Origin of the sequence: Halalkalibacter krulwichiae (assembly GCF_002109385.1) — a bacterium.
In the GTDB taxonomy this organism is placed as follows: domain Bacteria; phylum Bacillota; class Bacilli; order Bacillales; family Bacillaceae_D; genus Halalkalibacter; species Halalkalibacter krulwichiae.
This window is the reverse complement of the sequence record NZ_CP020814.1, coordinates 3,072,197-3,084,577: the sequence shown is the minus strand read 5'-3', so window position 1 is coordinate 3,084,577 and position 12,381 is coordinate 3,072,197. Positions and strand designations below refer to the sequence as shown.

At 38.3% G+C, this 12,381-nt stretch carries 11 protein-coding genes; all 11 read left to right on the top strand.

Annotation, left to right across the window (positions count from 1 at the left end; all coding sequences use genetic code 11):
* The 11 genes from folD (at position 1) to spo0A (ending at position 12,218) form a co-directional block, all read left to right on the top strand.
* Positions 1–846, top strand: a complete 846-nt coding sequence (folD, locus tag BkAM31D_RS15485) for a bifunctional methylenetetrahydrofolate dehydrogenase/methenyltetrahydrofolate cyclohydrolase FolD (protein WP_066159110.1) — start codon at positions 1–3, stop codon at positions 844–846.
* A gap of 9 nt (positions 847–855) precedes the next feature.
* A complete protein-coding gene (gene xseA, locus BkAM31D_RS15480) occupies positions 856–2,220 on the top strand; it encodes an exodeoxyribonuclease VII large subunit (protein WP_066159112.1) in 1,365 nt (454 codons plus the stop codon).
* Positions 2,213–2,446 carry an exodeoxyribonuclease VII small subunit gene (locus BkAM31D_RS15475; RefSeq protein WP_066159115.1) on the top strand — a complete coding sequence of 78 codons (234 nt, stop codon included), beginning with the start codon at positions 2,213–2,215 and terminating at the stop codon, positions 2,444–2,446. The genes xseA and BkAM31D_RS15475 overlap by 8 nt, the downstream gene beginning before the upstream one ends.
* On the top strand, positions 2,443–3,339 hold the full coding sequence (locus tag BkAM31D_RS15470; protein ID WP_066159117.1) for a polyprenyl synthetase family protein: 897 nt from the start codon (positions 2,443–2,445) through the stop codon (positions 3,337–3,339). Before BkAM31D_RS15475 ends, BkAM31D_RS15470 begins: the two co-directional genes overlap by 4 nt.
* Positions 3,340–4,035: 696 nt before the next feature.
* Entirely contained in the window at positions 4,036–4,644 is a 609-nt protein-coding gene (locus BkAM31D_RS15465; RefSeq protein WP_066159121.1) for a hypothetical protein, read from the top strand.
* Positions 4,645–4,654: 10 nt separating this feature from the next.
* Positions 4,655–6,544, top strand: coding sequence for a 1-deoxy-D-xylulose-5-phosphate synthase (gene dxs, locus BkAM31D_RS15460; protein WP_066159123.1), 1,890 nt, complete (start codon positions 4,655–4,657; stop codon positions 6,542–6,544).
* Positions 6,545–6,548: 4 nt separating this feature from the next.
* Entirely contained in the window at positions 6,549–7,382 is an 834-nt protein-coding gene (locus tag BkAM31D_RS15455; RefSeq protein ID WP_066159126.1) for a TlyA family RNA methyltransferase, read from the top strand.
* A 190-nt stretch (positions 7,383–7,572) separates the two neighbouring features.
* Complete coding sequence (ahrC, locus tag BkAM31D_RS15450; RefSeq protein ID WP_066159127.1) at positions 7,573–8,022, top strand: transcriptional regulator AhrC/ArgR; 450 nt, start codon at positions 7,573–7,575, stop codon at positions 8,020–8,022.
* Positions 8,023–8,036: 14 nt separating this feature from the next.
* Complete coding sequence (gene recN / locus BkAM31D_RS15445) at positions 8,037–9,761, top strand: DNA repair protein RecN (protein ID WP_066159130.1); 1,725 nt, start codon at positions 8,037–8,039, stop codon at positions 9,759–9,761.
* Between the two features lie 123 nt (positions 9,762–9,884).
* Positions 9,885–11,174, top strand: coding sequence for a SpoIVB peptidase (gene spoIVB, locus BkAM31D_RS15440; protein WP_066159133.1), 1,290 nt, complete (start codon positions 9,885–9,887; stop codon positions 11,172–11,174).
* 243 nt (positions 11,175–11,417) lie between these two features.
* Positions 11,418–12,218, top strand: a complete 801-nt coding sequence (spo0A, locus tag BkAM31D_RS15435; RefSeq protein ID WP_066159136.1) for a sporulation transcription factor Spo0A — start codon at positions 11,418–11,420, stop codon at positions 12,216–12,218.
* Positions 12,219–12,381: the final 163 nt, after the last annotated feature.

The following is a 12,381-nucleotide window of genomic DNA, read 5'->3' as shown; positions in this document are numbered from 1 at the left end:
GTGACAGCAGTATTATTAAATGGAAAAGAGTTGGCGGCGAAAAAGAGAGAGCAATTGAAAAAAGATGTTGAGCAGCTAAAAGAAAAAAATGTTATACCTGGTTTGGCTGTAATTTTAGTTGGAGAAGATCCTGCATCTCAATCTTATGTGAAAGCGAAACACAAAGCATGTGAACAAGCAGGAATTTACTCTGAATTAATCAAAAAGCAGGAATCGATATCTGAGGAAGAGTTGTTAAGTGAGATCGAACGTTTGAATCATGACCCAGCAATTGATGGCATTTTGGTTCAGTTACCTTTACCAGCCCATATCTCAGAACAAGCAGTCATAGAAAAGATAGCTCCAAATAAAGATGTTGATGGGTTTCATCCAATTAATATTGGGAAAATGATGACAGGTGAAGAAACATTCTTACCCTGTACACCTTATGGAGTTGTCGAAATGCTTAAAGAGGCTGAAGTTGAGTTATCTGGTAAGCATGTTGTAGTAGTAGGTAGAAGCAATATTGTTGGAAAACCAGTTGGCCAATTGCTTTTAAATGAAAATGCTACTGTTACGTATTGTCACTCTCGAACAAAAAACTTACGTGAAATGACAAATTTAGCTGACATCTTAATTGTTGCTATTGGAAAACCAAAGTTTATTAGTGCTGAAGATGTTAAGCCTGGAGCCGTTGTAGTAGATGTAGGCATTAACCGTGTTGATGGAAAACTTTGTGGAGATGTAGATTTTGAGGGTGTTAAAGATCAAGCATCATACATTACACCTGTTCCGGGCGGAGTAGGACCAATGACCATCACGATGCTTTTAGAAAATACTGTACAATCAGCACGAAAGCGTGTATAGGAGTTTTATATGACTGAAAACATCTGGTCGATTTCAGAAGCTACTCGATACATTAAATCATTAATGGAAGAGGATTCGATTCTTCAGAATGTTTGGGTACGGGGTGAGCTTTCTAATGTGAAGTTGCATAGCAGAGGTCATTTATATTTCACAATAAAAGATAATCATTCAAGAATGCAGGCAGTTATGTTTGCTGGAAATAATCGTTACTTAACGTTTAAACCGGAAAATGGTATGAAGGTTATTATTCGTGGTGAAGTAAATGTATATGAACCGTATGGTCAATATCAATTTTATGCAAAAGAAATGCAACCTGATGGCATAGGTAGTTTATATTTAGCTTATGAGAAGTTAAAAGGACAGTTAGAAAAAGAAGGTTTATTTGCAGTTGAAAGGAAAAAGACGATTCCGGCATACCCTTCTCGAATTGCCGTTATAACTTCTCCAACCGGAGCAGCGATTCGAGATATTGTTACGACCTTAAAACGTCGTTATCCTGTCACTCAAATCACATTATTACCTGTTTTAGTTCAGGGGGAACAAGCACCTAGTTCAATTACTCGAGCCATTGAACAAGCAGACCTTGCTAATTGTTTTGATTGTGTCATTGTCGGTAGAGGTGGGGGATCGATTGAGGAATTATGGGCATTTAATGACGAAGGGGTTGCACGTGCAATTGCAGCTGCAAAAGTGCCAATTATTTCTGCTGTCGGCCATGAGACAGACTTTACTATAAGTGATTTTGTCGCTGATCTTAGAGCGCCAACTCCTACCGGTGCAGCAGAACTTGCTGTACCAGATATAAAAGAAATCGAACGTTCTATTGTTATGCTTACTAAGCGAATAAAGAAGCACATGAGTGACCATCTCATACACGAAAGAAGCAAACTAGAAAGGTTACAGCGTTCCTATGCGTTTAGATATCCTGAACAGTTAATTCGGCAAAAGGAACAGCAATTAGATGGGTATCTTGAAAGATTAAAGCGGTCGATTGTTATGACAGTGACAGAGCCTACTAAACAATTGAATCATCTCGATAAATCGCTTAAGAGGCTTCATCCTGAGATGCGAGTAGAAAAAGCAAAGGAAAAAAGACAGCAGTTGCAAGAAGCCTTGATTAAAGGGATGAAAGGGTTCGTTCATACGAAGCGTCTCCCATTTGAAAAAACAATCAGTGAATTAAATCTTTTAAGTCCATTAAGATTAATGGATCGTGGTTATAGTCTTGCATATCAACAAAAAGACCATGTATTGGTGAAATCTACTGAACAAGTAAAAATTGGTGATAAATTAGATATACGACTTAAAGATGGGACTGTCCATTGCCTTGTAGAAGAAAAGGATACATTGATTCAGGAGGAGAAAAATGACTGATAAAAAGGAATTAAGTTTCGAAGAAGCAATGTCTGAGTTAGAACGAGTAGTTGAGCAATTAGAACAAGGGGATGTTCCACTTGAGAAGGCAATTTCAATGTTTCAGGAAGGGATGGCATTATCAAAACAATGTCATGAAAAGCTTGAAAAAGTAGAAAAACAAATGGATCAAATTCTTCATGAAGATGGAGAGATGGAATTGCTTAGTTTTCAGGAGGATGAATGATCGTGAATGAAGAGCTTCGCCTTTTTTTAGAAGAAATTAAAGAAGAGATTGAAAAGCAAATGCCTAGTCATATTGAACGGCTTTCAACTCCGTCCACATTAAAAGAAGCGATGGTATACTCACTAAAGGCTGGAGGAAAGAGAGTACGCCCTGCGTTACTGCTCGCAACGTTAAAAAGTTTCGGGAAACCGGTTCAATTAGGTTATGAGATGGCTTGTGCAATTGAAATGATTCATACATATTCTCTTGTTCATGATGACTTACCAGCTATGGATAATGATGATATTAGGAGAGGAAAACCTACTAATCATAAAGTGTACGGAGAGGCGATGGCGATTCTAGCTGGAGATGCATTACTTACGTATAGCTTTGAGCTAGTTTCAATGATTGCTCATAATGATATTACACCAGAACAAAAAGTATCACTTATAAGTGAATTAGCAAAAGCAAGTGGACCTGAGGGAATGGTCGGTGGACAAGTGGCTGACATTGAAGGAGAGAATCAATCTTTAACATTAGATCATTTAGTGTATATCCATACGCATAAAACAGGAGATTTATTAACGGCTGCCATTACTTGTGGTGCTATTTTGGCAAATGCGACTCCTCAAGAGATTAATGATCTCCGAAGCTTTGCGTTTGAGCTAGGTTTAATGTTTCAAATTAAAGACGATATCCTCGATGTTGAGGGAGATTCAATAAAAATTGGGAAGCTTACTGGCAGTGATGATGAGAACAATAAAAGTACATATCCCAATTTATTAGGGTTAGATGGTGCAAAAGCCAAGCTTCATGAGCATAAAGATAAGGCAAAAGACTTTTTAGCAAAAGTGAATATAGATCAAACTTTATTGCTCGCGTTAACGGATTATATTGTGGAACGTGACCATTAATGCAAAGCATTTCCATTGAGCTTACAACAGCGTGCATGCTATAATAGCTAAACATGAGAGTGGTGCAGTATTCTAGTCAGTTCTCCGTTCTTGAAGGCGGGGCTAAAAATCCGCCAAAGGGCACATCGATGAAGCTCCTTGTCTTGGCTTGAGGCGCCCAGCTTTGGGTCTTGACTGGGAGATAAGGTAGTAGGGCGATCCACAAAGGCATGTGGGCGTTGACCCTCCTACCGTGGAGGCCGTTTGCTCGGTCCTTATACGAATAAGTGTACAAGGGCAAATGGTATGAACCTGCAACGGCATGCTAGGGAGCTTGTCTGCAGCGTAGCCTGCCTTGAGTGGAGTTAGAGGGGATTATGGAAATGAAGCGAAAAGCTGTCGGCCAACACCTTTTTGCTTTTACCCATATGAAATCTACTCTGCAAAAGAGGATAAGAGAACGGCAAGGAATTGCTGAGGAAAACTCCTAGACTGTTCATTAGACATTTAAAGAGGATTGCAGTGTAGACTAAGTGGTAATCCAGTCTGACGCTTGGTGACAACGTCAATATCAGTATAAAGGGAAACCGCCATTCTGGCGACAGAGTGGTTCTGATATGGGAAATCCTACTGGACCTAAGCTACAGAGTTTACTCTTTAAATGACCACTCCAAATTAATACATAGTCTATTATAAAAAGGTGATTTTGAGACAATTATGAAACCTCTTCAGAAATCTATACATTGGAGTTTAGGTATTGCCGTTATCACACTTGTGTTAGCGGCTATTTTTTCAGTTATCTCTACTTTTATTTTAAGTGGAGTATCATGGGCAATTGGGATGGTTATTGTCTTAATAATTGTCTTTTTAGGTGTGTTTTTTGATACAATAGGGGTGGCCGCTACGGCTGCGGATGAAAAGCCATTTCATGCAATGGCTTCAGAACGCTTACCAGGAGCGAAGCACGCCGTTTTAATTACCCGGAATGCTGACAAATTTGCAAATTTCTGTAATGATGTAATTGGTGATATTTCTGGTATTATTAGTGGTACAGCCTCAGCATATGTCGTATTACAATTATCTTTACAGCTTGGATATGGAGATACATCCTATCAGCAATTTGCGATTTCTATATTATTTACAAGTGTCATCGCCGCGTTAACGGTCGGAGGGAAAGCAGTCGGTAAAACGCTTGCCATCCACTATTCAACTCCAATCATCTATCAAGTTGGTAGATTGTTATACATTTTAGAGGTAAGATTAAAGATAAAAGTATTCTCACCTAATGGGAAAACAAAGAAAAAAGACAAACTGACTCGAAAGTGAGGGTTCCTTTATGAAACTAGAGGAATTTAAAGACCCAAGCGAACTTAAAACGTATTCAAAAAAACAATTAGAGGATTTAGCAGAAGACATTCGTCACTTCTTAATTGAAAAGTTATCCGTTACAGGAGGACATTTAGGGCCTAATTTGGGTGTTGTAGAGCTTACTTTAGCCTTGCACCATTTATTTGATAGTCCTAAAGATAAGTTTATTTGGGATGTAGGACATCAAGCGTATGTTCATAAGATTTTAACTGGTCGTGCGGACCAATTTGACCAGCTTCGTCAATATAAAGGACTTTGCGGTTTTCCTAAGCGAGATGAAAGTGAACACGATGTCTGGGAAACGGGCCATAGTTCAACTTCACTATCAGCAGCAATGGGGATGGCGACAGCCCGAGATATTAAAGGGACAGATGAACAAGTCGTTGCTGTTATAGGAGATGGTGCTCTTACAGGAGGAATGGCTCTAGAGGCACTTAACCATATTGGTCATGAACAAACAAATTTAATTGTAATCTTAAATGACAACGAAATGTCAATTGCGCCGAACGTTGGAGCACTTCACAATGTGCTTGGACGTTTACGTACTGCTGGAAAGTATCATAAAGCGAAAGAGGAACTCGAGCAACTAATTAAAAAAATTCCAGCTTTAGGCGGAAAGATTGCTTCTACAGCGGAGCGTGTGAAAGATAGTCTTAAGTATTTACTTGTCTCTGGAATCTTTTTTGAAGAGTTAGGGTTTACTTATTTAGGCCCTGTTGATGGACATGACCTAGATGATTTAGCAGAGAACTTAAAATATGCAAAGAAGACAAATGGACCTGTTCTCATTCATGTCCTTACGAAAAAAGGAAAAGGGTATGAGCCTGCTGAAAAAGATGAGGAAGGTACATGGCATGGACTTGGTCCGTATAAGATTGAGTCTGGAGAAGTGGTGAAAAAGCCAGGACCTCCGAGTTATAGTGGTGTTTTTGCTGAAACTTTAAAGAAAATTGCAAGAGAAGATAAACGAATTGTAGCGTTAACTGCTGCGATGCCTGGTGGAACCAAACTAGATCAATTTGCAAAAGAGTTCCCTGATCGAATGTTTGATGTTGGGATTGCCGAGCAACATGCAACGACGATGGCAGGTGGATTAGCAACACAAGGAATGAAACCAGTCTTTGCTGTGTATTCAACATTCTTACAACGGGGGTATGATCAAATTGTCCACGATATTTGTAGACAGAAATTAAACGTAGTGTTTGCTATTGATCGCGCGGGTCTTGTTGGAGCAGATGGAGAAACGCATCAGGGAGTATTTGATATTGCCTATTTACGCCATTTGCCTAATATGAAAATAGTAATGCCGAAAGATGAAAATGAACTTCAACACATGATTTATACAGCATGTAAATACGATGATGGTCCGATTGCAGTTCGTTATCCTAGAGGGAATGGTTATGGAATTAAGATGGATGATGAATTAAAACAGTTGCCTATTGGGAAGTGGGAAACATTAAAAGAAGGTACAGATGCCTGTATTTTAACTTTTGGTACAATGATTCCAGTTGCAGAAGAGGCAATCAAGCAGCTTGAAAAACAAGGGATCTCCATTAAATTCGTAAATGCGAACTCTGCTAAACCGTTAGATGAGGAGCTTCTGCACCAAATTGCCAAAATGAGAGTGCCTGTTCTAACATTAGAAGAAGTAGCAGTTCAAGCTGGCTTTGGTAGTGCTGTTTTAGAATTCTTCCATGATCACGGATATCATCATGTAGAAGTGAAACGGATGGGAATTCCAGATGAATTTATTGAACACGGTAGCGTCTCTGAGTTACTTGAAGAGATTGGTTTAACATCAGCTAATGTATTAGATCAAGTCATGACAATGCTACCGCAGAAAAGACAGAGGGCTTAGGGAAGTGGCAAAGAAAGAACGAATAGATGTCTTACTTGTTGAGCGTGGGCTTGTTGAAACGAGAGAAAAAGCAAAAAGATCGATAATGGCTGGTTTGGTCTTCTCTGGTACAGAAAGAGTAGACCGTCCTGGTATGAAGGTGGATCGTGAAATTCCATTAGAAGTAAAGGGGAATCCGTTACCTTATGTTAGTAGGGGCGGTTTGAAGTTAGAAAAGGCAATTGAGGTGTTTCAGCTCTCTTTGCAAGATAAAATAGTGATAGATATTGGTGCATCTACAGGTGGATTTACCGATTGTTCCTTACAAAATGGGGCAAAAGCTGTCTATTCTCTTGATGTAGGTTATAATCAACTTGCTTGGAAATTGCGTCAAGATGATCGTGTTATTGTGATGGAAAGAACGAATTTTCGTTATGTCAAACCGGAGGATCTAGTGGAAGGTCTTCCGCAATTTGCAACGATTGATGTATCTTTTATTTCTTTAAAACTTATTTTGCCAGTGCTAAAAACGTTACTAGTACCAAATAGTGATGTAGTAGCATTAGTGAAGCCGCAATTTGAAGCGGGACGAGAGCAAGTAGGGAAGAAAGGAATTGTTCGCGAGAAAAGCATTCATGAACAAGTGGTAACTGGGATAGCTGAATTTGCTCTAGAACAAGGTTTTGATGTTTCAGGATTAAGTTTTTCCCCGATAAAAGGTGGAGAAGGAAATATCGAATTCCTTATGCACTTACATTTTACTGGTGACAAACAAATTGGTGAAATGGTCAGTCAACTTTCAGCTAATGAAGTTGTTGATAGTGCACATTTAGAGCTAAAAGAAAAGAAAGAAGATTAGTAATTCGGTGAGACTTTCTTAGTCTATTGCTTCGAGGTTGCTCCAAAAGGTCAAGAAACGACTTTTTGGGACAACCTTTTTCTTTTTATTACAGTAATTTTTTGTTGAAATTACTGACTCTTTAGTTGTATTGAGACGAAAATCGGTAGATAATGAAGGAAAGAGTACGTGAGAGATTGGTGGTAAGGAAATGAATAAAGGACAAAGACATATTAAAATTAGAGATATTATTGCAAATAATGAAATTGAAACACAAGATGATTTAGTTGAACAGCTGAGACTTGCTGGTTATAACGTTACGCAAGCAACGGTATCTAGGGATATTAAGGAGCTTCACCTAGTTAAGGTACCAATGTTAGATGGGCGTTATAAGTATAGCTTGCCTGCAGATCAACGTTTTAATCCGCTTCAAAAACTGAAACGTTCGCTCATGGATAGTTTTGTTAGTATAGATCTTTCTGAAAATTTGATCGTGATGAAAACTTTACCGGGGAATGCTAATTCAATTGGTGCGTTAATTGATAATCTAGATTGGCCTGAAGTAATGGGGACGATTTGTGGGGATGATACAATTTTAATTATCTGTAAAAAAAGAGAAGAGTGTCCTCAAATAACACAACGATTTTTAGAAATGCTATAAGGGTGTGACGTGTAATGTTGCTTGAATTATCAATTAGGCATTTCGCGATTATTGATGAACTAACAATCCAATTTGAAAAGGGTTTGACCGTGTTAACCGGTGAGACGGGAGCGGGAAAGTCGATAATAATTGATGCAATTGGTTTGCTTCTAGGTGGCCGTGGGTCATCTGAATTTGTAAGACACGGCGAAAAGCGAGCCGAAATTGAAGGACTGTTTGTTGTAGATGATCAGCATCCTGTAATCTCTAAAGCGCTAGAATATGGCATAGATGTACAAGATTCCATGTTTATTTTACGAAGAAATATTACTTCACAAGGGAAAAGCATTTGCAGAGTTAATGGTAAGTTAGTGACATTGGCTATACTAAGGGAAATTGGACAAGTTCTTGTTGATATACATGGTCAGCATGAGCACCAGGCTCTTATGCAGGCTGATCAACACATTTCGATGCTAGATGGTTTTGCGCAAAAAGAGCTATCTAAAGAGTTAATGGAATATCAAAGCTTGTATAAAGAAGCGAGACAATTACAGAAGCAATTAGCTAGTTTGAGCCGAAATGAACAAGAAATGGCACAGAAGCTCGATCTGTTTCAATATCAATTAAAAGAAATTGAACAAGCAAATTTGCAACCTAATGAAGATAAGGTACTCGGGGAAGAAAGACACAAATTGGCTCATAGTGAGAAGTTATTTGGGTTGCTTCAAGATAGTTATTCAGGGCTTTATGGTGAAGGCAGGGGTCTTGATTTTCTCTCAACTGCTGTTGCACACCTTGAAGAGGCTGTATCAATTGATCAACAACTGAGTAGCTTATATGAGTCTGTCAGCAATAGTTATTACTTACTGGAAGAAGCCGCTTTCACGTTAAGAGATCAGATTGAACAAATTGAGTTTGATCCGAATCGTTTAGAATTTATTGAAAGTAGATTACATGAAATTCAAAAGTTGAAGCGTAAGTATGGGGATACGGTTGATGATGTGTTAGAACATGCAGCAAGGGTTGAAGAGGAATTAGATTCAATCATTCACAAAGATGATCGAATTTCAAAGCTTCAACTGGAATTAGATGGACTATGGCAGGATTTACTTGTTGAAGCAAAAGGTCTGACCCAAATAAGGAAGCAGGCAGCTTTGAAATTAACAGAGTCTATACATGAACAACTCAGATCTTTATATATGGAGAAAACGACCTTTGATGTTCGCTTAAATGAAAAATCTCCAACGAAGCATTCTCCTACTATTGAAGGGCGGGAGGTGTCGTTTGGACCTGATGGGATTGATGAGGTCGAGTTCTATTTATCAACCAATCCAGGAGAGCCAATGAAACCATTGTCTAAAGTAGCCTCTGGTGGTGAAATTTCACGTATTATGTTAGCACTTAAATCGATTTTTTCGAATCAACAAGGTGTGACTTCGGTGATTTTCGATGAAGTTGATACAGGTGTGAGTGGTCGTGTCGCCCAAGCGATTGCAGAGAAGATACACGGGATTTCGTTAGGTTCACAAGTGCTTTGTATTACGCACTTACCTCAAGTCGCTGCGATGGCAGATTCTCATTTATATATCCAAAAGAGAGAAGAGAACGAGCGTGTAAGGACAACCGTTAAATCGTTAACATCTGATGAGAAAGTAGCTGAGATTGCAAGGATGATTTCTGGAGTAGAAGTAACTGAGCTTACCCTGCAACATGCAAAAGAGTTATTAGAACTTGCGGATCAGTTAAAGCAGCCAGCCTGAAAAGTTAGCCTAAAGAGCTGACTTTTTTCTTTTTGTTCCAGTTATAAATGTTCCACCTAAAGGCAACATTAGAAATACAGCCAATTATGGAGGTGTGGGCAAGGAACTAGGAGAGTGAAGTGAGTGAGAGGCGATGTAATCAGAAAAACAATAGGTGTACTTGTTCTGCTAGTCGTCGTAAGCTTGGGATTTTCAAATGAAGTCCGTGAATGGGCTCAAATTCCAACTTCTATGACTGTTTTTGAAGGGGATTTAACACCGGTGGTTGAGGCAACAGAAACTTTAAAAGCAGTGACGGTTTCAACTAATCCAGTGTCTCAAGCTTTTCAAGCTAGTGGAGCAGATGAGAATGAATCAGTTGATCAAGTATCTGTAGAAGTTGGCGGATTTCCCGTTAAAAGTATTGATGTTACTACTTTACCTGTAAAGGAAGTTATTCCTGGAGGGCAATCAATTGGTGTTAAGTTAAATACTGAGGGAGTTTTAGTTGTTGGTCATCATTTGGTTGAGACCAATGATGGCAGTTCTTCACCTGGTGAGACGGCAGGAATTGAGGTTGGTGACATGATTACAAAAATTGATGGTCATGAAATTCAACGGATGAGCCAAGTTGGTGAATATGTTCAAGCCGCAGGAGAAGAAGGGCGTTCTTTGAAAATGGAAATAAAACGAGATCAGCAAACGATCGAAAAAGATCTAAAACCCTTAAAAGCAAAAGGTGAACATTCATATCGCATGGGGCTTTATATTAGAGATTCAGCTGCTGGTGTGGGAACATTGACCTTTTACGATCCGGAATCAAAAAAATACGGGGCGTTAGGTCATGTTATTTCAGATGTAGATACACAAAAACCAATTGTTGTACATGATGGTCAAATTATTCGATCTTCAGTCACATCAATTGAAAAAGGAAGCAATGGAGACCCAGGAGAGAAGCTAGCGAGTTTATCGGAACAAAGAGAAATTTTAGGGTCAATCGAAAAAAATAGTTCCTTTGGAATTTTTGGAACATTAAAAGAAGCTAATTTAAAAAATAATATTTATGATGAGAAAATGCCAATCGCCTTATCAACTCATGTAAAAGAAGGACCTGCAAAGATCTTGACAGTTGTTGAAGGTGAGAGTGTTGAAAAGTATGACATTGAAATTGTCAGTTCTGTTCCTCAGAATCAACCGGCTACTAAAGGAATGGTTATTAAAGTGACCGATCCAAAGCTGCTTGAAACTACTGGAGGAATTGTTCAGGGAATGAGTGGAAGTCCAATTATACAAGATGGGAAAATTATCGGAGCTGTTACACATGTTTTTGTAAACGACCCTACTAGTGGCTATGGTTGTCATATTAGTTGGATGCTTGAAGAAGCAGGAGTAACAGATCATTTCTCAAATAAACAGGAAGCCAAAGCGAGTTAATTCGTTTTGGCTTCTTTTCTTCTGAAGATTTTATGGTATGATAAAAGCAGATAAAGAAAATTCGACAAAAATATGAAGCGGATTTTGTCAAAGTTCGAATCAGGTCGAATCCGGTAGTAAAATGGAGTAAATTAAAGAAAAGGTAAAAAAAGCAAATAAATTTAGAAAATTAAAAGGAATTGGCAATTGATTGTCGAAATCGTTAAAGCAGTGATGAAAATGGAGATCAGAGGAGGATTATTTGTGCAAAAAGTAAATGTGTGTATCGCCGATGATAATCGTGAGTTAGTTAATTTACTCAATGAATACATAGCAGCTCAGAACGACATGCAAGTTGTAGGTACAGCTTATAATGGACAAGAGTGCTTAGGGTTGATTGAAGAGAAGGAACCAGATGTATTAATCCTTGATATTATTATGCCACATCTAGATGGGTTAGCTGTCTTAGAGAGAATTAATAAATTAAACATGAAGAAGAAGCCTCATATTATTATGCTGACAGCTTTTGGTCAAGAAGATGTTACAAAGAAAGCGGTGGACCTTGGGGCTGCTTATTATGTATTAAAACCGTTTGATATGGAAGTTTTAATCTCCAATATTCGTGATATCAGTGGGCAAAAAAAATCATTCATTCAACAGGCTCCTACACAATCCTTTATTTCAACATCTTCTCAGCCTGAAGATCGTGGCTTTAATTTAGATGCTAGCATCACTAGTATTATTCATGAGATTGGTGTACCAGCTCATATTAAAGGGTATATGTATTTAAGAGAAGCAATTACAATGGTTTACAATGATATTGAACTGTTAGGTTCTATAACTAAAGTATTGTATCCAGATATTGCAAAGAAGTTTAATACTACTTCAAGTCGTGTTGAGCGTGCAATTAGACATGCAATTGAAGTGGCGTGGAGTCGTGGGAATATTGACTCGATCTCAAGTTTGTTTGGTTACACAGTAAGTCATTCGAAAGCGAAACCAACAAATTCTGAGTTTATTGCGATGGTTGCTGATAAGTTGAGAATTGAACATAAAGTCTCTTGAAAAGATCGGTAATTAATAAAAATAATACAGCAGCACCTGCAGCCTCACTTATTCAATGATGAATTAGTGAGGCTGTAGGTTTTTCTGTTTACAAATAGGTTACAGAAAATGTCTCTTTAAGTGGTGCTAATTTAGCTAATAATTTTTGTACTATTTGTTTATA